Consider the following 17,729-nt stretch of genomic DNA (forward strand, 5'->3'; position numbering starts at 1 on the left):
CCCCATTTCCCAGTAAATCTAAATGTCTTCAGATTCCTCCGCATCACTAGGGGGAACTAGGGCTACCGCAGCGATCGCATCATCCTCATCGAGTTTTTGCACCCGGATACCTCCGGCCGATCGCGATTGGGGAGTAATAGCATCGACGGATTGACGGATGATAATACCCCTTTCGGTGATAATCATAAATTCCTCGTTGGGGTTAACAACGTGCAGAGCCGCTAATTTATCGTTCTTTTTGCGGAATTTAATCACTCTGACTCCTAATCCCGCCCGATTTTGCAGCCGGAGGAGGGTAACGGGAACCCGTTTTCCTAGTCCTGCCATGGTAATCGCTAACACCCAGGGGCCATTATTAGCCACTTCGGGGTTAATTTCTTCGCTTTCGTCCTCGGTTTCTTCTTCGTTAGATTCAGCGATTTGGGCGACAATTTGACTAGGCAGGATGTCCATACTAATTAATTCGTCACCTGAGCGCAATTTCATCGATTTTACGCCTTTAGTTGCCCTTCCCAAGGAGCGCAATTGTTGACTATCGGCCTTAAAATGAATGGCCATCCCCTGACGAGAACCGATAATGACGCTGTCTTCCTCTTTGGCCAAGCGAACCCAACGTAGTTGATCACCGTCTTCGAGAGAAATGGCGATTAAACCGTTCGATCGAATATTACTAAAGGCAGCGAGGGCGGTTTTCTTGATAAATCCCTTTTGTGTGAGCATAATCAGGTAATTATCCTCGCTGAACTCGCTGACTGCCACCACCGAGGTGATTTTCTCCCCTTTGGGAATCTCTAACAGTTGCACGATCGGAACTCCGCGAGCGGTACGGGAACCGGTGGGGATATGATAGGCGTTGAGACTATAGACAACCCCGCGATCGGTGAAAAAGAGGACGCTATCATGATCGCGGCAGGTGATAAAGTGATCGATGCCGTCGTCTTCTTTCATTTTCGCGCCAGCTTTGCCCCTTGTCGCCCGATTTTGGGACTCAAAGGTATTAACGGGCATTCTTTTGATGTAACCCTGTTCAGTGACGAGAATTAAGGCCTGTTCGTTGGCAATCAAGTCAGTTTCGGCGATTTCTCCTTCCCGTTGTTCAATATGACTGCGACGGGGGGTAGCGTGAATCGTTTTGATCTGTTGCAGTTCTTCCTCGATAATGCTGTCGATCCGTTCTTTTCTGGCTAAAATATCCTGAAGATCGCCGATTTTTGTCAGTAATTCCCCGTGTTCTTGCTGAATTTTCTCCGATTCTAGGGCAGTTAACCGTCGCAGCTGCATTTGTAGGATTGCGTCCGCTTGCACCTCCGAAAGACCAAAATTCTGCACTAATCCCTCTTTTGCACTAGCTGTGTCGGCAGCACTGCGAATTAGGGCAATGACTGCATCGAGACTAGCGAGGGCAATTAGTAAACCCTGAAGGATATGGTCCCTTTCCTCGGCCTTGCGGAGTTCATAACGGGTACGACGGGTGATCACTTCTACCCGAAAATCGAGGAAAACCAGGAGAAACTCCCTTAAGGTCAGTAATCTCGGTTCGTTATCGACTAATGCCAACATATTAGCCCCAAAATTCGACTGGAGGGGCGTTTGTTTATAAAGATTGTTGAGGACGACGCGGGGATAGGCATCTCGTTTCAGTTCGATCACCACCCGGATGCCGTCGCGATCGCTTTCGTCCCGCACATCGGAAATACCGTCTATTTTGCGATCATTGACCAAATCGGCGATTTTTTCGATTAATGCCGCTTTATTGGTTTGATAGGGCAGTTCGGTGATGATAATAGCATCTCGATCGGGTCTTCCCCTTTGTTCGATAGTTTCAATGGTAGCGACTCCCCGCAGGGTAATGGAACCGCGGCCGGTGGTGTAAGCTTCCTGAATGCCGTCTCTACCAAGGATATGCCCCCCGGTGGGAAAGTCTGGCCCCGGGATATAACGCTGTAATTCCGTATCGGTGAGATCGGGGTTATGGATGAGGGCAACGGTTCCATCAATAATCTCGGCCAGGTTGTGGGGGGGGATATTGGTGGCCATACCGACGGCGATGCCCGATGAGCCATTAATTAGCAGTTGTGGGACTCTAGAGGGTAAAACCACGGGTTCCTGTTGGGAACCATCGAAGTTATCGGCGAAATCGACGGTTTCTGACTCGATATCCTGTAGTAGGGCGTTGGTGGCCAGGGTGTGCAGACGACACTCGGTATAACGCATGGCTGCCGGGGGATCGTTATCGATCGATCCGAAGTTACCATGACCGTTAATCAGGGGATCGCGCATGGAGAAATCCTGGGCCATGCGGACGAGAGCATCGTAAACGGCAGTATCCCCGTGGGGGTGGTATTTTCCTAATACTTCCCCGACGACTCTAGCGCATTTCCGGAAGGGGCGATCGGGGGTTAATCCTAGTTCGTACATTGCGTAAAGAATGCGCCGGTGTACGGGTTTCAGTCCGTCCCTAGCGTCGGGCAAGGCGCGCCCAACGATGACGCTCATGGCGTATTCTAGATAGGAACGGGACATTTCATTGCTTAAGTCTGTGGGGACGACATGATCCTGGGCGGCGGTCATAGGGGGGTTAACTCCAATAACAAGGCAAAAAAAGCGTTTTTGTGAGTAAATTCGCTAAAAATCGGGTTTTTACCCTTTTGATGTGCAGAATATGCCCATTGGTACGACTATTTTACCATAAAATCTCTCTTTTTTGTCGGTTTTGAGGCGGCGATCGCAGATACCTTGGCTGGGATGGACGGGTTAATGGTTTGCTATCCTCTTGACAGAGATTGCAGAAAGTCGCGCAGCTCTTTAAAAGAAGGACAACGAGTGGCACAAAGTTCTAAATTTAGCTTTTCGGCCAGTTCAACGTTCATGTTGGTACTATAGCGGGGTTTTCTATTTTCACCGATTGATAATTTGATCAATTCTTCTTTCGGCTTGATAATTAGGTGAGGGTTGGGGTGAGCTTTTCCCTTGCCTCGTCCCACATATTTAACCACCTCTGGATCGGACCAAAACCAAGCCTCTAATTCTTCTATTGGGATGCAGATATATTTCCTGATACCATTAATATTAGAACAGCTTAATTCCAAGTGATCTCGCAATTGTTTTTCATCATTAAGAGAGTTGTTCTTGGGATTACGATCTAAATCATGAACAATGATAAAAGCATCACATCCCTCCTTGGTCATAACTTTAAGTTTTGCTGACAGTTTTCTCTTTAATGTACTACAGGATTTAGATGCCCAATATTTTGTCCTAGTATTTGTCCCCAGCACGCGATGGATAATTTGACGAAACACATCGCAGTCCGTATCATCTTCGGCAATTATGGCGATCAAGTTACTACTCATCGAGAATACCACTGTAAATCCAGTCTCCTAAATCTCCTTCTTCACAGAGATACTCCACAACTTTTTCAATCTCTCCTTCCTCTAGTTTCCTAACACTTGTCCGTCCTTGATTACGATAGACTAAGCTAATATTTTCTGGCTTTGTCCAAGCTACTACTTGTGGTGAATGAGTTGATATAATTAAATTTTCATCCCAAGTATAGGATTTAATTTCATTTAATAACTTTGCTAACATTGCGGGATGTATTTGTGTTTCTGGCTCCTCAATTATGGTTGTTGCATTAGGAGAGTGAGCAATTATTTCGATAAGAATTGATAAAACTCGCAAGGTGCCATCGGAGAGTAATCCAATATTGACTCCATCTAATAATACTGAAGCGATGTACTCTTCGTCTTTACCTTGGTCTGTCTGTCCAGAATGCTCACTCAAAACAAACTTCTGCACAGTGATTTTCTTGGCAAGTCCTATTCGTTGACAAACATTTTCTAGTTCATCAAAATAATCCGTACCTACCCAATAAAATATTCTCCGAGCTAGAGTATCTGCTAGATCAAATCGACTGGCAGAAATCTTCTTACTTGTCACCTTTAATAAAGAAGGCTGTCGCCTTGATGTGCGACGGATAGGAGCTTTGCCAAGAAGACGAATCCCTTTTAAAATAGCATAAACCCACTGCATTTCTGGAGGTAAATTTAGCGATGAATTTCCAGGTATATTTGACTGTCGCAGCGAGGTAGTATTGCCAAGAATAGCAAATATTGGCTCACCATTATTATTAAAGCTTGTTAGTCCAAATTCGGTTTTCCAGAGAAGTTCTTGATCTCCATCAATATACTGACAAGAATCATTCCAAGAAAAGGAATTTTCCAAGGAATTATCGTTAGTGGTATCATCTATGTCTGTATCTAGATCGTCCATAGAAAAGGGGATGATTAGCTCATACCTGTATCCTAAGCGCCGGTTAGTCGGTGTTAGAATTTCAACCTGCAAAATTGAGGGAATGCTATCACTGTCAATCATCCGAGATCCGATCGATCTACCCATAGCACAGGATGAGATGGCTTCAAATCCTTCTAGGATAGCGGATTTCCCCGCACCGTTTCTCCCCACTAATACCCCAACTTGGTTAACTAGGGAGAGGGAAACTGGACCACCTAGCACACCCCAACCATCGAGGGTAAAAGATAATAGTCTAGGCTGGTTCATATTAAAACAATTCTAGTTTTTGGGATCATACAGGGCTTTATTAGTTAATTATATCCAATCTATCTGATCTTCCCTCAGTTTTCTGGGCTGGCAGCTGGCGATCGCCGATGAAGACCACTTTTAGCAGTTTTTCCCTCGATAATTTAGGATAAAATAAAAATGCGATCAAGAGTTAATATCATGGCCTCATCGGCAGCTCAAGAATCGATGATGATTGAGATTAATGATCACTTAACTCCAGCGAACGCTATTATCCTGATTTTCCCAGCGCAAAAATTACCCCAAAATGCTTACTCCTCTCCTCTGGCAAAGTGCCAATCCCCACCCCGATAATCTGGAGAATTTCCAAATTATTAGCCAATGGTGGCAAGATTTAAATCTTAAGGAAGTCTTCTGGCAACAGCGTTTAATTCCCGATACTGGCTCTCTGGAAGATATTAATTGGGAGCGGCAAGGTTTTGATGAAAAATTTAGCATCCAAATGCCTCAAATTCGGGGGATTACCCTCTATTGGCATAAATCTACTTTTGCTGACGAAAGAAGCATGACACCTAAACAATTAATTTTAGATCGGGAACAGGAGCAATTATATATTTATCCCCAATCCCAACCTAGTTTAGTTATTCGGGTGACAAAACCCCATCTAGTTTATCAAAAATTCGAGCTAAAAAATCCTCTCCTGGTCGGCAAAAAATCGGAAAGTGAATATATTTTACTGTTCAGGGATAAAGAACAGCAAATAGAAGTTAAAATTAATCTCAGTCCTGAAAATTATCGGCAATTTCTAGAAACCATGACTGAGGATCAATAAATAATGTGGCAGGGAAACCTAGAACTAATTTACACGCAAAAAAATCTCGCAACCGAGATTAATCACGTCTATGCTACCGCCCCTTTAAAAGTACAAAGACCCTTTTATCCCGAGGGAAAAAACCTTTGTCATACGGTGATTTTACACACGGCGGGGGGAATAGTTGGCGGTGATGTTCTTCAACAAAAAATTCATCTCCAAGCCGCTACTAATGCCCTGATTACCACTGCTTCTGCTGGAAAAGTTTACCAGAGTAACGGTCAGATGGCACAGCAATTAATCGAGATTAAAATCGATGACAATGCCAGTTTAGAATGGCTACCCCAAGAAACAATTATCTTTAATGGTGCGGTATTTCGCCAACATTTACGAGTGGATTTAGGGGAAAATAGCAGTTGGTTGGGATGGGAAATTACCCGTTTTGGTCGCAGTGCGCGAGGCGAGAAATTTTTAGCGGGAGAATGGCATTCTAATTGGGAAATTTGGCGATCAGGACAACCTTTATGGCTCGATCGCTCCTTCCTGTCGGGTGGTAAAATGATCGAGGGATTTTCTGGTTTAAATAATAGTGCCATGATCGGTACTTTAGTTTATATCGGTCAACCAGTGGGCAGAAATTTAATTGAGAAAGTTAGAGGTTTTTCCCTAGAAGGGGAGATGGGAGTTACTAACACTTTAGGAGATGGTCTTTTGTGTCGTTATCGGGGTAATTCTAGCGGTGAAGTGCGACAATGGTTTCAGCAGGTTTGGCAAATTTTAAGGCGAGAAATGAACGATCGAGAGGCAATTATTCCACGAGTTTGGTTATCTTGGTGAAGGCGGTTAATTAAACCTCTTGCATAATCAATTTTTGAGGGTTCAAAAACGTCAAAAATAGGGATTAAATCGCATAAAATATGTAAATAGACCATTTAACTGATTATCATTCATTCTTAATTCTCCTGACTACTGACTACTGGCTACTGACTCCTAACCCTAACAACAATTTTTGATTTTTACAGGTCGTTAATTGTCATTTTCTCAAGTCACTTGAATGCCTGTATCGGTGATTGGAGCTATCCAAAATTGTAGATCGGGAGCGACGAGAATTTCCCGGGCCTTTTTAACGATAGTTTCCGCCACTTCCTGAGATGAACAGAGAGTAAAAACCGTCGGGCCAGAGCCTGACATCATCGTTCCCAAGCCGCCTAAATCCCCTAGAACCTGTCTTAACTCGGCTACGAGGGGAAATTCGGGTAAAACCACCTTTTCGAGGTCATTATGGATAAATTTGCCGATAGCGGCTGGTTTTTTCTGGGCGATCGCTTGTACCAAAGCCCCGGAACTCACCTGCTGACGACGGTGATGAAAGTCCTCTGGAGAAGACAGATAGGTATCCTGAAATTTTTGCCGATAGCTTTGGTAGGCCCAGGGTGTAGAAACGGATAAATGATCGTATTTGGCTAAAATCACCCATAATCCAGTCAGAGGAGCGATAGGATCGAGAATTTCTCCCCTTCCCGTACAGATAACCGTTCCTCCTGTCACACAAAAGGAAGTATCCGATCCCAATCTTGCCGCTAAAGTTTCTAATTCCGGATGGGTTAAGCCTAATTCCCAGATTAAATCGATGCCGACTAACACCGCCGCCGCGTTGGTGGACCCCCCCGCTAAACCGGCAGCCACGGGAATATGTTTCTCGATGGTGATATCGATGCCGCCGTAATTGGCAAAGAGGCGGGGGAATTCCTTCGCCATCAAAGTGGCGGCGCGATGGGCGAGATTACTGCTATCTTGGGGGACGAGGGGATGAGAGCAAAAGAGACGGAATTCCTGCAATCCGTTCGGCCGGAGAGTGATGCGATCGCATAATGCCACCGTCTGCATCACCATGACTAACTCGTGGAAACCATCATGGCGATCGCCAACGATTTCTAGATATAAATTAATTTTAGCGGGGGCTAGAAGGGTATAACTGTGCATTTGTCAAGAAAAAAAATCTAAAATTTTGGCAATTGACCTAATTTTTCCGCCAAGTCAATCCATTGCGATAAACTGAGATCTTCGGCGCGAGCGAGGGGATTAATCTCTAATTGTGTCAGGATTTGGCTTAATCGATCGCTATCTAGACAATTTTTTAGATTATTGCGTAACATTTTGCGCCGGTTGGCAAAACCCCAGCTAATTAAAGTGGACAAAAAGGCCGCATTACCGACATTTTTCGGGAAAACACGGGGTAAAAGCTGAATTACCGCCGAATCCACCCGGGGAGGTGGGGAAAAGGCTCGCCGGGGGACATCACAAATCCATTGACAATCGGCAAGGTATTGAATGCGGACGCTGAGAGCGCTGTAAGCTTTGGTGGAGGGGACAGCGACTAATCTTTCGGCGACTTCTTTCTGGAGCAAGAGGGTAATACTCTGGTAAGGGGGGGTGAAGGGATGGGCGATCGAACCGAGCAGCTTTTCCAGGATCGGACCGGTGATATTATAGGGAATATTAGCCACTACCTTATTAACTGGCGGCAGTTGCTCGGGTTTAAGGGTAAGAAAGTCCCCTGGGATGAGATGAAAGTTATCTTGTTGGCCAAATTTTTTATTTAAAATTGTCCATAGATCTCGATCGATTTCTACAGCGACAACCAATTGAGCGCCATCGAGAAGACGACGGGTTAAAATGCCTGTACCCGGACCGATTTCTAATACCCGATCCTCGGATTGTAAATTAGCAGCGCCGATGATGCGATCGAGTATCGATTCATCTTTTAACCAATGTTGTCCAAAACGTTTACGCGGTTGAATTTTCATACCTCTATTTTAAAATCAGAGGGTTGTCCTCGACAATAACACCCCTGAAAATATGGGCAATGCGATCGATAACCGCATCAATTATCATAGAGCCTAGACAAAGATAGCAAAAAAATCAGAAACAATGTCAGATTTAAACGATGTTTTCGCAATTGTAGCAGGAGCGGTTCCGGGGGCGTTATCTCGTTATCATATTACCGAATGGACAAAAGCGAAATTCGGCTTGCGCTTTCCCTATGGAACTTTTATTATTAATTTAACTGGCTGTCTAGCTATCGGTTTCTTTTGGGCTATTTTACCCAGTTTTCCCTTTTATTCCCACGCAATAGATTTAATGGTTAGAACGGGATTTTTAGGAGCTTATACCACCTTTTCTACCTATAGTTTAGATATCCTGATACTCTGGCGCAATCAACAAAATTTTCTCAGTCTTTTTTTTGCCGTTACCAGTATAATTTTCGGATTAATTGCCGTGAGAATCGGGGCAGCTATTGCCCAATTTTTTCTAGGTTAATTATCTAATTTATTGACTATTGAAGGGCAGGAGAAACAGCATGAATTTTTTCAGGTTTCGTTATGGTTTATTCGTAGCAATTGGGGCTATTTTTGGGGCTTTAAGTCGTTTTTATATAGCAGAATTAATTGGCAGTATCTTTGGTCAAGAATGGGGATTTTTGGGGACATTTTTTGTCAATGTTTCTGGCTGTTTAATTATTGCCTATATCTTTACTATGGTTAAGGAAAATATTCGTATAATTGCCCCAGAATTAGGATTGATGATTGCCACGGGTTTTTGTGGTTCATATACGACTTTTTCTACCTATAGTTTAGAGTCTAACAAGTTTTTAGAGCAGGGAAACTTAACTTTCGGTTTAATTTATTGGTTGGGCAGTGTTTTTGGGGGGATGATTGCGCTTAAAATTGGAGTTATTTTAGCAAGAACAGGTTTTCCTAGATGAATTATTAACCGACATTCCGCACATCTTCATATATTTTTATATGTTTTTACATTCCCCAAGATGTTTTTACGAAAAACTGTCATTGTAGAGAATACTATTGAGAACTATTTTCAATAATTGATTTTTTCTGAGAAAACCAATTACAATTCTTCACCTTGATAAAAATCCATCATTGTAGCTATAATTCTTACTGGCAATGGGTTGTAAGTAATATATTAGTAAAAATTATCAATTGAATGTTAAGAAGTGCGGAAGATGGGATTTAATCTTTCAATAGGATTAGTTTGACCAGTTTCTTTTCCGACCGCTCGATGACGTTTACTCGGAATTACTGTCTTATAAGTAGGGAGGCACAATTATTTGTAGGATGGGTTAGCGGTAGCGTAACATAATCGGGCGTTGGGTTTCATGCTTCAACCGTTCGGCAAAAGCTCACGGCCGAAGCCCAACCTACGTTCATCTTATATTTAATTCCACCCACCTACTTAGTTTCTTCTGCAAAATAGTCCTATAAGTCTTGCTCAATAAGCATTTCACGATTCTATAAGCGCAAATTATCACACAAAGTCGAGAAGAGTCCTTTTTTTCTCCTCCTGTCTCCGAATCTCCTCACCTAACGGAAGATTTTTTATTTTTGCAGGAGAGCTTTTTAACTGGCTGTTAACTTAGTCATAACTTGGATACTGTATAATCCCTATGTCAAGTGTCCGTAATAAAATTTAACCTAATCAAGGTTCGAGTATAAGTTTTGACTTTATACCATTTTTCTTTATTCGTGTCCCTCATCCCCTTGCCCCTCTCCCTTTCTGAGATAGGGATTGGGGGTGAGGGCAATTAACCATCTCTGCCATTACTTTAGAAAAATGGTATTATTTCCGAAAATATGAGTATTTCTCGCCGTAATTTCCTCACCTTTTTAACTGCCACTGCCGGTGTCTCTTTTTTCAGTCTGCAAGAGAAAAAATATTCCTCTCTGATTAGCAGTCCTGCGATCGCTGCCAATAGTTTTGGGTTAAACTTTTCTCCAGTCAAACTGCCGATTCCCTTAAAAATTGACGGGATGAGCGATGAAAGCCAAAAAAATGCCTATCAAACCTATAAAGTCCTAGATGATCTCGTTCTTCCGCAAGGATTCACCTATGATGTGCTGGCCCAGTGGGGAGATAAAGTGGCTGATTCCCGTTTCGGTTATAACAATGATTATCTATCTTTTATCGAAACCAGTGCGGGTCAAGGTTATCTAACCGTTAATTTTGAATATATCAGTGGTCGTACTTGGCTACAAACCTTTGAACAAGTGATTGGTAAAACCCTACCCGTCAAGGAAGTACGAGAAAAAACCAACGAAAAGGGTGAAATTGCCGCCTATCGTCTGCAAGATGCCAGCTTAAAGGCAAAAATCGAGGAAATATCCCTAGAAGGCTTAATTGATCAGGGAATTGGCGTAATTTCCCTGGCTAAAGATCAAACGGGAAAATGGCAACGTACCTATAGTAAAGCCGATCGCCGCATTACCGGTATTTCTGGACTAAAGGACGGCCATTACCTGAAAGCGACCGGTCCTGCTGTAGCAATTTTTACCAAAACCGATAAACTTGGCTACGATGACGGATTAGGGGCAAAAATTATCGGAACATTTCAAAATTGCGCCGGGGGAACAACTCCCTGGGGAACCGTATTTAGTGCCGAGGAAAACTTTCAAGACCAAGTGACGGAGGTAGTGTTAAAAGATGGTTCCTCTTTGCATCCCGATACTACCCCCTTTATTCTCAATAGTGGGGAAGTGGATGGCCGGGGTAACGTCTTCGGGTTAGCGGGAAATAAATACGGTTGGATGGTGGAGGTGGATCCGGCCAATCCCGACGATTACGGCACAAAACACACTTGGTTAGGGCGTTTTCGCCATGAAGCGGTCGCTTTTCTCGCTCAAACGGGGCAACCCTTGGCGGTTTATTCAGGTTGCGATCGCAGAGGCGGTCATGTCTATAAATTCGTTTCGGAGGGCAAAATTAGCGATATTAAGCAGAAAAATAACTCAAAACTCCTAGAAAAAGGAATGCTCTACGGGGCCAAATTCAACCCCGATAAAACCGGTTATTGGATACCCTTAAATCCCGACACGGAGATAAATCCCGTCCTACCGAGTCAAATTGCCGCTAGTCGCGGGGATGGGGTAGTAGCTTTGCCGAATCCCGAAAGAACAGTCAATGAGACTAAATTACTGCTATTTAAGGACGATGAGGAGATTCTAGCCTACAAAGCTAAATATAAGACCCTCGCAGACCTGTATGAAGGTAATAGGACGGAAAAACAGGGAGCAATTCTCATCGATGCTCATTTTGCCGCTAACGCCGTTGGGGTCACTTGTACTGGTCGGCCAGAAGATACGGAAGTGGACGAGAATGGCACTTTATATATAACCTTTACCTCTGGTAGTCCCAGTGCAGCGGAGGGAGGAGCCGACAAGGAGATATTTAAGGGACCAAATGGCGAAATACCCTACGAATTTGGTTGGATTATCAGCTTAAGGGAAGATAACAACGATGCTGCTTCCTTAAGTTTTCGTTGGGATGTGGTCGCTTATGGAGGGGAACCGACAGAGAAGGGTGAGGGTTTTTCTAATCCCGATAACCTCGCTTTCGATAAACAGGGAAATCTCTGGATGGTTAGCGATATTTCCACGGGTGGGTTAAATCGAGAGATGAAAACTCGTTATCCCCAGGGTGTCCCGGTTAGTCAACGGGATTTATTGGGGATTTTTGGCAATAATAGCGCTTGGGTGTTTGCCAAGGGTCAAGAGCATCCCTATCCTTTTGCTATCGCTCCCATGGATGCGGAATTAACGGGATTGTACTTTACTCCCGACCAAGAGACGTTATTTTTGGCAGTACAACATCCGGGGGAAGCGGGGGGAATTCGTCGGGATTTGGCCTTTGAAAACCGCAAATTTGCCCTGAAAACCACTAATGGGCAGGAATTTGAACAAATACGACAAGTACCCCTAGGATCGAATTGGCCCAGTGGTCAAGTTAATCAACCTCCCCGGCCAGCAGTGGTGGCGATTCGCCGAATTGAGTCAAAATCTGGTTAATACATTTGTTTTAAATGGTCGGGTTCCTTTGGGGATTTCTGAAAAACAAAAAAGGGGTTTTAGCCCCTTTTTCCAGATTAGTTAGTTATTTTTTCGGCGATAACATCATCATCATGTTACGACCTTCTTTTTTTGGTGCTTGCTGTACCTCAGCCACATCCTCTAAATCCTTGGCCATGCGTGCCAGTAATTCTTCCGCTAGGTTAGAGTGTTGAATTTCCCGACCTCGGAAGGTAATCGTCGCTTTTACCTTATCTCCCGCTTTTAAAAAACGTTGCGCTTGGTTGACTCGCACGTTGTAGTCATGCTCATCGATTTTATAGCGCATTTTAACTTCTTTTATATCGGCTGTATGCTGTTTTTTCTTGGCTTCGCGGGCCTTTTTCTCCTGTTCAAACTTGTACTTACCATAGTCCATAATCCGGCAAACGGGAGGACTTGCCGTTTCACTGACGAGGACGAGATCAAGTTCCTTTTCTTCGGCCACGCGCAAAGCTTCGGCAGGAGTAATAATGCCTAGCTGAGAGCCGTCGCTATCGATAACGCGGATTTCAGGAAAGCGGATTCTTTCGTTAATTTGGGGGAGATCGCGAGTAGTGCGTCTTTTATCTATCACAGGCGTTCTGGGTTATCTCTATTCTAGTTAGTTAATCGGGTGGAGTTTACAAAATGATTTACTTGCTATTCTACCTACTCGATCGAGTTTCTTGGCCAATTGTTAAGTTTTCTTGCAATGTTAATTTTTAGCCGCTGGTCGTCAGCCGTCGGCCGTCAGCCAGATAAGCTGTTGTCTATGGGTTTTGTTAGACTAAGACCCCATACTCTCAGGAATCGATCGGTAAGGTGCGTTCTCCCTCGTTGCAGCAAGAAACGCACCCAACAAAATCGGCGGCATCGCACTACCTCTGTAAACCAATGTCTAGATTATAGTAGGACAGTATCGGGCGACAGTTGAGAAGATTGTCCAGTATGGTTAAATGTTGCGCTGATGTTTTAATATTACCTATCGCCTAAAACTATGATTACTTATATTAAAATTCATGGCTTTAAATCCTTTCATAATTTTGAAATGTTATTCACGCCGCTTACTGTAGTTGCTGGGGTTAATGCTTCTGGTAAGAGTAATTTATTTGATGCTTTGCAATTGTTGGCGCGGTTGGCAGAAGTGGATCTGAAGACGGCTTTTAGCGAGCAACGAGGACATCCTAGCGAACTTTTTACCCAGTATGATGAGGACGACTACGCCACGGAAATGGAATTTATAGTTGAAATGTTAGTCAATCGCAAGGTAAAGGATAATTGGGGTGGGGAAGTCGATCTTAAATATACAAGATTACGCTATCAATTAAAAGTTAAACGAGAGTCTAATATAAGTGGATTTGAAAACTTGTATATTGTTGATGAACGTTTAGAAAATTTAAAGCACAATGAAGATAATTGGGTAAAAAATTATATTCCCAAGACAGTATTGGAAACTTGGCGACCAAAAGTAACGGGTAGGAGAGCCATTCCTTATATTAAGACTGAAGATATTAGTGGTATTGCTACCATTGTTGTACATCAAGACGGTCAAGCGGGGAATAAAAAAGTATTTCCCGCAAAAAACGCATCACAAACTGTTTTAAGCAGCATTAATACTATAGATTTTAAACATATATTAGCCGCCAAACAAGAAATGCTGAGTTGGAAGTTTATGCAGCTTAATCCCGAAGATCTGCGAGAACCTACGCGTCAAGATATGGGCATCAGAGATACAATAACAGCAAGCGGAAAGAATTTAGCCGCTGCTTTATTTCGCATTAAACAAGATGATAAATATACCCTCACAGCAATTTCCCGTGATCTCAATAATCTGCTACCGAATCTTACAGAAGTTAATGTTTATGATGACAAAGCAAATCGACAATTTATTATCAAGGTAAAAGGCGATGATAATCGGGAGTTTTCTTCGAGAGTCCTTTCCGAAGGAACCCTACGTTTATTAACATTATGTGTCCTGCAATACGACCGACAACACACAGGATTACTATGTTTTGAAGAGCCAGAAAATGGCATTCATCCTTTTCGTATTGAAGCAATGGCAAGATTATTAAAAGAGCTAACTGTCGATTTTAAAGATACTGAAATGCCTTTACGCCAAGTAATAGTGAACACTCATTCTCCGGTTCTGGTGAGTCAATTAATTAATTGGCAAGATGATAAAAATGTCAGCATTTGGCTTTCTCAACTTACCACTATAATATCCACTATTGAAGGGAAGCGAATTAAGATGAAAAGCAGTAATTTTCACCCTGTTATCAAAGATAATAAAAAGCAATTAACCTTATTTTTCTCCGAAAATGAGGCCAAGCTAACTCTCTCGGAAGTTGTGGAATATCTAAAAACTGCTGATGCTGAAAGTGCGATTAAAAATATTAAAAATCAACAAAACTAATTAATGTAAATCAATATGGCAAAAAAAATCAAACAAATAATTATTGCCTTAGCTACAGAAGGCAGTTCCGATCATAGATTTTTACCGAATATTATTCAGCGCACTTTCGAGAGAGTTGCCTTTGACGATGAACAAGATATAAAAATTTTTGAACCAATTTGTCTTCCACAAATCTCTGGCGAAAATATCCGAGAAAAAGCTAAAAAATACGCAATTCAAGCGGTGGAGAAGGGAGCAATGGTTTTGTGCTTCCATGCAGACGCAGATGATAAAACAGATGAAAACGCATTTAAGGAAAGAATTGATCCGGCTTTTAATGCTATTAAATCAGACGAGCGAGACTTATGCAAAAATTTAGTTGCTATCGTTCCAATACAAATGACTGAAGCCTGGATATTAGCAGACAAAGAACTACTAAAAAAAGAATTGTGTACAAATAAAAGTGATAGTGAGTTAGCAATCGATAAAGAACCCGAATCTTTTAGCAATCCGAAAGAAACGATTAAAAATGCCATCAATAAAGCCAGAGAAGGTATGACTAAACGGTATCGAAATAAACTAAAAATTGACGATTTATATTCACCGCTTGGTACAAAAATCCCATTGTCGAAATTAGAATCCTTATCTTCCTACAAAAAATTTGAAGAGGCAGTACGAGATATTTTTCCACAATTAACGAAAGTCAACAATATAGAAGATAATCCTGATCAAACGTGAATAGTATCTTGCTAATACCATTTTTCTAAAGTAATGGCAGAGATGGTTAATTTTCCTCACCCTCAAACCCTCTCCTAGAAAGGGAGAAAGGAGTAGAATGTCTGCCACGAATAAAGAAAAATGGCATAAGGTGCGTTCCCTGTCGTCGATTTAGTTCTCCCTATGCGATCGCTACTTCCGCCTAACAACCCTCAACGTTCAGGAGGAATTTGCCCCTTTAACTCCTCAATTAGTGATGGGAGCTGCGATTGAACCACATCCCAAACGATATTGAGGTTGACATCATCATACTCATGTACCAACCGATTTCGCATTCCCTTGATTTCTTGCCAAGCAATGTTGGGCAAGTTTTGTCGGGTTGTTTGGGAAACTCGTCCGGCGGCTTCGGCAATCACCAAGAGCCGTCGAATTACTGAATCTTGAAGCTGCACATTGGCGACGAACTCAGCTTTCGAGCATTGAGCCGTGTAGATCATGACCAGTTCTGCGGATTGCAGCATATCAAGCAGGAATTGGGGATCCCGTTGCATAAATCACTTGAGCCGAAGAAAGGATTTGATTACGGCGTAGGTAGTTGCGACTGGTGGCAATGCCTTGGCGAGTAATCAGGTCAACATCTCGATGGAAAATGGTTTTTAGCTCTGCTTCCATTTGGTCTAGGGTGCTGAATGTGGGATGAGCTTCTGGATGAAATTCCACCATAACATCAATGTCGCTGTCGGGGCGGAAGTCTTCGCGCAGGACGGAGCCGAATAGAGCGAATTCGGTCACTTGCCAGCGATCGCAAAACTGGGCAATTTTTTCCATCGGTAGGTCGCTCGCAGTAATGGTCATGGCATGATTACTCCCAAGGTTTCAAGTTGCCGATCTCAAAAACGTGGCCGATAGCTGATCACTGAAAGCTCCTTAGATATCTAACCTTTGGTAGATGCTATTAAGATGATTTAAGTGCTGCTGGGGATCAAAGCAACTTTCGATCTCGTCGGGGGATAAAATGCCAGTAACTCGCTCATCTTGACTGATAAAAGCTTTAAAATTGCCGTTATCGGTGTTCCAAGCGCGATGGGCGTTTTCTTGGACGATTTTATAGGCAGATTCCCGGCTAATTCCCTTACTCACCAAAGTTAAAAGAACTCTTTGACTGAAAATCACGCCACCGTAAACATTCATATTTCGCTTCATGTTTTCGGGATACACCAGCAGATTTTTGACTAAATCGGTGATTTCCTTGAGCATAAAGTGGGTCAAAATGCAAACATCTGGCAGCATTACCCGTTCTACGGAACTATGGGAAATATCTCTTTCGTGCCAGAGGGCGATATTTTCTAAAGCGGAAACGGTATGACTACGGATAATTCTCGCCATTCCCGTTAAGCGTTCTGAACGGATGGGATTACGTTTATGGGGCATAGCGGAGGAGCCTTTTTGTCCTTTGGAAAAGTATTCTTCCACTTCTAGGACATCGGTTCTTTGCAGGTTGCGAATCTCCACGGCAAAACGTTCGATCGAAGCTGCTAATAAGGCTAATTGTTGCACATAATCGGCGTGTCGATCGCGCGAGATAACTTGAGTGGAAGCGGTATCCGGTTCTAATCCTAACTTCTGACAGGTTAACGCCTCAATTTTCGGGTCAATATTGGCATAGGTTCCCACTGCACCGGATATCTTACCGATGGCGATGTCTTGGCGCAAGCGAATTAAACGATCGCGTCCCCGCAGCACTTCCGCTAACCATCCCGCTAGTTTAAAGCCAAAGGTGATCGGTTCGGCGTGAATGCCGTGGGAACGTCCCACCATGACTGTATAACGGTGTTCTTGGGCGCGATAGCGCAGGGCTTGAATAAAATCTTCTAATTGTTCTAAAATCAGGTTTAAACTGGCGACTAATTGTAAGGATAGGGCGGTATCTAGTACATCAGAACTGGTTAAACCTAAATGAATATAACGCCCCGGCTCGCCCACATATTCGTTAACATTTGTTAAAAAGGCGATGACATCGTGGCGCACTTCTGCTTCTATTTCTAAAATGCGATCGGGATCAAAATTAGCTTTTGCCTTAATTTCTTCTACTGCATCCCCCGGAATATAGCCTAATTCTGCCTGCGCTTCACAGACGGCTATCTCTACCTCTAGCCATGTTTGATATTTATATCTATCCGTCCACAAATTCCCCATTGCAGGGAGAGTATAACGCTCGATCACTATTAATTCTTCCAAGACAACCGTTTAATTGTATCGGATCGGGGCAAGTCTGGGAATAGGCAAGGAGCAGCGGGGAGCTTTGTTTTCCCCACTCCCTTTTTTCCGGGTAGTGTTTTAGGTTCGATCCCCCCTGCCCCCCTTGATAAGGGGAGATTAAGGGGGGATCGGCACC

General features: G+C 43.2%; 16 protein-coding genes and 1 pseudogene. 7 read left to right on the forward strand and 10 right to left on the reverse strand.

Going from position 1 to position 17,729, the window contains the following annotated elements; genetic code table 11:
* Positions 1-18: 18 nt before the first annotated feature.
* From gyrA to IQ242_RS02805, 3 genes are all read right to left on the reverse strand, one after another.
* Positions 19-2,571 carry a DNA gyrase subunit A gene (gyrA, locus tag IQ242_RS02795; RefSeq protein WP_193958961.1) on the reverse strand — a complete coding sequence of 851 codons (2,553 nt, stop codon included), beginning with the start codon at positions 2,569-2,571 and terminating at the stop codon, positions 19-21.
* A gap of 194 nt (positions 2,572-2,765) precedes the next feature.
* Complete coding sequence (locus IQ242_RS02800) at positions 2,766-3,350, reverse strand: DUF4276 family protein (protein ID WP_193958962.1); 585 nt, start codon at positions 3,348-3,350, stop codon at positions 2,766-2,768.
* A complete protein-coding gene (locus IQ242_RS02805) occupies positions 3,343-4,557 on the reverse strand; it encodes an AAA family ATPase (RefSeq protein WP_193958963.1) in 1,215 nt (404 codons plus the stop codon). Before IQ242_RS02805 ends, IQ242_RS02800 begins: the two co-directional genes overlap by 8 nt.
* Positions 4,558-4,843: 286 nt before the next feature.
* Between IQ242_RS02805 and IQ242_RS02810 the strand changes: the two genes are divergently transcribed.
* Positions 4,844-5,368, forward strand: coding sequence for a hypothetical protein (locus IQ242_RS02810; RefSeq protein ID WP_193958964.1), 525 nt, complete (start codon positions 4,844-4,846; stop codon positions 5,366-5,368).
* A gap of 3 nt (positions 5,369-5,371) precedes the next feature.
* Positions 5,372-6,184 (forward strand): urease accessory protein UreD, encoded by an 813-nt coding sequence (locus IQ242_RS02815; protein ID WP_193958965.1) that lies wholly within the window; start codon positions 5,372-5,374, stop codon positions 6,182-6,184.
* 204 nt (positions 6,185-6,388) lie between these two features.
* Here IQ242_RS02815 and ispE read toward each other — a convergent pair whose 3' ends face one another.
* A complete protein-coding gene (ispE, locus tag IQ242_RS02820) occupies positions 6,389-7,330 on the reverse strand; it encodes a 4-(cytidine 5'-diphospho)-2-C-methyl-D-erythritol kinase (RefSeq protein WP_193958966.1) in 942 nt (313 codons plus the stop codon).
* A gap of 17 nt (positions 7,331-7,347) precedes the next feature.
* Positions 7,348-8,154: a 16S rRNA (adenine(1518)-N(6)/adenine(1519)-N(6))-dimethyltransferase RsmA gene (rsmA, locus tag IQ242_RS02825; protein ID WP_002788167.1), complete on the reverse strand. Its 807-nt coding sequence runs from the start codon at positions 8,152-8,154 to the stop codon at positions 7,348-7,350.
* 124 nt (positions 8,155-8,278) lie between these two features.
* Here rsmA and crcB (IQ242_RS02830) point away from each other — a divergent pair, with 124 nt between their 5' ends.
* Together crcB (IQ242_RS02830) and crcB (IQ242_RS02835) are read left to right on the forward strand one after the other, a co-directional pair.
* Entirely contained in the window at positions 8,279-8,668 is a 390-nt protein-coding gene (gene crcB, locus IQ242_RS02830) for a fluoride efflux transporter CrcB (RefSeq protein ID WP_193958967.1), read from the forward strand.
* A gap of 40 nt (positions 8,669-8,708) precedes the next feature.
* Positions 8,709-9,113, forward strand: a complete 405-nt coding sequence (gene crcB, locus IQ242_RS02835) for a fluoride efflux transporter CrcB (protein WP_193958968.1) — start codon at positions 8,709-8,711, stop codon at positions 9,111-9,113.
* Positions 9,114-9,361: 248 nt separating this feature from the next.
* Here crcB (IQ242_RS02835) and IQ242_RS02840 read toward each other — a convergent pair.
* Positions 9,362-9,454: pseudogene (locus IQ242_RS02840) on the reverse strand (IS1 family transposase); the annotation flags it as partial.
* A gap of 542 nt (positions 9,455-9,996) precedes the next feature.
* On the opposite strand from IQ242_RS02840, the gene IQ242_RS02845 reads away from it, so the two are divergent.
* Positions 9,997-12,204 carry a PhoX family phosphatase gene (locus IQ242_RS02845; RefSeq protein WP_193958969.1) on the forward strand — a complete coding sequence of 736 codons (2,208 nt, stop codon included), beginning with the start codon at positions 9,997-9,999 and terminating at the stop codon, positions 12,202-12,204.
* An 85-nt stretch (positions 12,205-12,289) separates the two neighbouring features.
* Here IQ242_RS02845 and infC read toward each other — a convergent pair whose 3' ends face one another.
* The gene (gene infC, locus IQ242_RS02850) at positions 12,290-12,820 is read right to left on the reverse strand and encodes a translation initiation factor IF-3 (protein WP_002736104.1); all 531 of its coding nucleotides are present in this window, start codon (positions 12,818-12,820) and stop codon (positions 12,290-12,292) included.
* Positions 12,821-13,222: 402 nt separating this feature from the next.
* Here infC and IQ242_RS02855 point away from each other — a divergent pair, with 402 nt between their 5' ends.
* Together IQ242_RS02855 and IQ242_RS02860 are read left to right on the forward strand one after the other, a co-directional pair.
* Complete coding sequence (locus IQ242_RS02855; RefSeq protein WP_193958970.1) at positions 13,223-14,638, forward strand: AAA family ATPase; 1,416 nt, start codon at positions 13,223-13,225, stop codon at positions 14,636-14,638.
* A 15-nt stretch (positions 14,639-14,653) separates the two neighbouring features.
* Positions 14,654-15,355 (forward strand): DUF4276 family protein, encoded by a 702-nt coding sequence (locus IQ242_RS02860; protein WP_193958971.1) that lies wholly within the window; start codon positions 14,654-14,656, stop codon positions 15,353-15,355.
* Positions 15,356-15,546: 191 nt separating this feature from the next.
* On the opposite strand, the gene IQ242_RS02865 is transcribed toward IQ242_RS02860, so the two are convergent.
* The 3 genes from IQ242_RS02865 to purB form a co-directional block, all read right to left on the reverse strand.
* On the reverse strand, positions 15,547-15,855 hold the full coding sequence (locus tag IQ242_RS02865; RefSeq protein ID WP_228020789.1) for a DUF86 domain-containing protein: 309 nt from the start codon (positions 15,853-15,855) through the stop codon (positions 15,547-15,549).
* A 1-nt stretch (position 15,856) separates the two neighbouring features.
* Complete coding sequence (locus IQ242_RS02870) at positions 15,857-16,189, reverse strand: nucleotidyltransferase family protein (RefSeq protein ID WP_002781634.1); 333 nt, start codon at positions 16,187-16,189, stop codon at positions 15,857-15,859.
* 72 nt (positions 16,190-16,261) lie between these two features.
* On the reverse strand, positions 16,262-17,557 hold the full coding sequence (gene purB / locus IQ242_RS02875) for an adenylosuccinate lyase (protein WP_110579627.1): 1,296 nt from the start codon (positions 17,555-17,557) through the stop codon (positions 16,262-16,264).
* Positions 17,558-17,729 lie beyond the last annotated feature (172 nt).

It is taken from the genome of Microcystis sp. LEGE 08355 (assembly GCF_015207185.1).
GTDB classification, from domain to species: Bacteria; Cyanobacteriota; Cyanobacteriia; order Cyanobacteriales; family Microcystaceae; genus Microcystis; species Microcystis panniformis.

Coding starts and splice junctions, on each gene's coding strand:
- IQ242_RS02860 (WP_193958971.1), top strand. CDS start 14,654: ATGGCAAAAAAAATCAAACAAATAATTATTGCCTTAGCTACAGAAGGC.
- crcB (WP_193958968.1), top strand. CDS start 8,709: ATGAATTTTTTCAGGTTTCGTTATGGTTTATTCGTAGCAATTGGGGCT.
- IQ242_RS02805 (WP_193958963.1), bottom strand. CDS start 4,557: ATGAACCAGCCTAGACTATTATCTTTTACCCTCGATGGTTGGGGTGTG.
- IQ242_RS02815 (WP_193958965.1), top strand. CDS start 5,372: ATGTGGCAGGGAAACCTAGAACTAATTTACACGCAAAAAAATCTCGCA.
- IQ242_RS02800 (WP_193958962.1), bottom strand. CDS start 3,350: ATGAGTAGTAACTTGATCGCCATAATTGCCGAAGATGATACGGACTGC.
- IQ242_RS02845 (WP_193958969.1), top strand. CDS start 9,997: ATGAGTATTTCTCGCCGTAATTTCCTCACCTTTTTAACTGCCACTGCC.
- gyrA (WP_193958961.1), bottom strand. CDS start 2,571: ATGACCGCCGCCCAGGATCATGTCGTCCCCACAGACTTAAGCAATGAA.
- IQ242_RS02865 (WP_228020789.1), bottom strand. CDS start 15,855: ATGCTGCAATCCGCAGAACTGGTCATGATCTACACGGCTCAATGCTCG.
- IQ242_RS02870 (WP_002781634.1), bottom strand. CDS start 16,189: ATGACCATTACTGCGAGCGACCTACCGATGGAAAAAATTGCCCAGTTT.
- ispE (WP_193958966.1), bottom strand. CDS start 7,330: ATGCACAGTTATACCCTTCTAGCCCCCGCTAAAATTAATTTATATCTA.
- IQ242_RS02810 (WP_193958964.1), top strand. CDS start 4,844: ATGCTTACTCCTCTCCTCTGGCAAAGTGCCAATCCCCACCCCGATAAT.
- IQ242_RS02855 (WP_193958970.1), top strand. CDS start 13,223: ATGATTACTTATATTAAAATTCATGGCTTTAAATCCTTTCATAATTTT.
- rsmA (WP_002788167.1), bottom strand. CDS start 8,154: ATGAAAATTCAACCGCGTAAACGTTTTGGACAACATTGGTTAAAAGAT.
- crcB (WP_193958967.1), top strand. CDS start 8,279: ATGTCAGATTTAAACGATGTTTTCGCAATTGTAGCAGGAGCGGTTCCG.